The sequence below is a fragment of the Pseudomonas sp. MD195_PC81_125 genome, from assembly GCF_014060985.1.
Taxonomy (GTDB): domain Bacteria; phylum Pseudomonadota; class Gammaproteobacteria; order Pseudomonadales; family Pseudomonadaceae; genus Aquipseudomonas; species Aquipseudomonas parakoreensis.
On sequence record NZ_JABULD010000606.1, the window covers coordinates 1 to 1,712 of the forward strand.

Genomic DNA, 1,712 nt, shown 5'->3' on the forward strand with positions numbered 1-1,712 from the left:
GGCGACTCCTTCTGAATCCAACACCGAACAGAACTGTAGGAGCTGCCGCAGGTGCGATCTTTTGATCTTGATCTTGAAAAGCAAAAATCAAAAGAATCGCACCTTCGGCAGCTCCTACAGAGATTGCATCTCAAAAATAAAAATCCATCGCCTGAACCGAGGTCCCATCAACGAACCACTGCCAGAGTGAATCGAACATGAGCGCCAACGTCGACCTGAACAACCGCCCCGACTACGACCGTGTCCTGCAGGACATCGCCGATTACGTCCTCACCTTCAACATCGAATCTGCCGAAGCCCTCGACACCGCCCGCAACTGCCTGATGGACACGTTGGGCTGTGGCCTGCTGGCGCTGCGGTTCCCTGAATGCACGAAACACCTCGGCCCCATTGTCGAGGGCACGGTCGTGCCGTTCGGGGCGCGGGTGCCTGGCACTCCCTATCGCCTGGATCCGGTGAAAGCCGCGTGGGACATCGGCTGCATCGTGCGCTGGCTCGATTACAACGACACCTGGCTCGCGGCCGAATGGGGGCATCCGTCGGACAACCTCGGCGGGATTCTCGCGGTGGCCGATCACCTGTCGCAGAAGCGTGTCGCCAACGGCGAAGCGCCACTGACCGTGCGCGACGTGCTCGAAGCAATGATCATGGCCCACGAGATTCAAGGCGTGATAGCCCTGGAAAATTCCTTCAACCGCGTCGGCCTCGACCATGTGTTGCTGGTGAAAGTCGCCTCCACAGCCGTCACCGCGAAACTGATGGGCGCCAATCGCGAGCAGCTGCTGTCGGCGTTGTCCCATGCCTTCGCCGATGGTCAGGCCTTGCGCACTTATCGTCATGCGCCGAACGCCGGGGTCGCGCAAGTCCTGGGCGGGCGGGGGGATGCGACCAGCCGCGGCGTGCGCCTGGCCGACATCGCGCTACGCGGCGAGATGGGCGTTCCCGGGGTGTTGACGGCCAAGCAGTGGGGCTTCTATGACGTGTCGTTCAGCCACACCAACCACGATCTGGCGCTCAAGCCGGAGGGCAAACGCACCTTCAGTTTTTCGCGGCCCTACGGCAGTTACGTGATGGAAAACGTGCTGTTCAAGATCAGCTTCCCCGCCGAGTTCCACGCGCAGACGGCCTGCGAAGCGGCGGTGACCTTGCATCCGTTGGTGCGCAACCGCTTGCATGAAATCGACCGCATCGTCATCACCACCCATGAGTCGGCGATTCGCATCATCTCCAAGGTCGGGCCGCTGGCCAACGCCGCCGACCGCGATCACTGCCTGCAGTACATGACCGCCGTGCCGCTGGCGTTCGGCAATCTGCTGGCCGAGCAGTACGAGGACGACTTCCACGCCGCGCACCCGATCATCGATGTGCTGCGCGAGAAAATGGTCATCGTCGAAGACCCGCGTTTCACCCGCGAATACCTGGAGGCTGACAAGCGCTCGATCGCCAACGCGGTGCAGGTGTTTTTCAAGGATGGATCGAGCACCGAGAACGTGGTGGTCGAATACCCGATCGGCCACCGTCGGCGCCGGGTCGAAGGTATTCCATTGCTGGAGGACAAGTTCAAGGCGAATCTGCTGACCCGATTCACTGCGCAGCGCAGCGGCGAGATCTTCGCGTTATGCGCGGATCAGGCGCGGCTTGAAGCGACCCCCGTGAATCGTTTCATCGACCTGTTTACCCTCTGAATACTTTCCCCTGTAGGAGCTGCCGCA

Annotated in this window: 1 protein-coding gene; it reads left to right on the forward strand. The window is 61.1% G+C overall.

From position 1 onward, the window contains the following. Window positions 1-197: 197 nt before the first annotated feature. On the forward strand, window positions 198-1,685 hold the full coding sequence (gene prpD, locus HT737_RS24550) for a 2-methylcitrate dehydratase (protein WP_182404172.1): 1,488 nt from the start codon (window positions 198-200) through the stop codon (window positions 1,683-1,685). Window positions 1,686-1,712 lie beyond the last annotated feature (27 nt).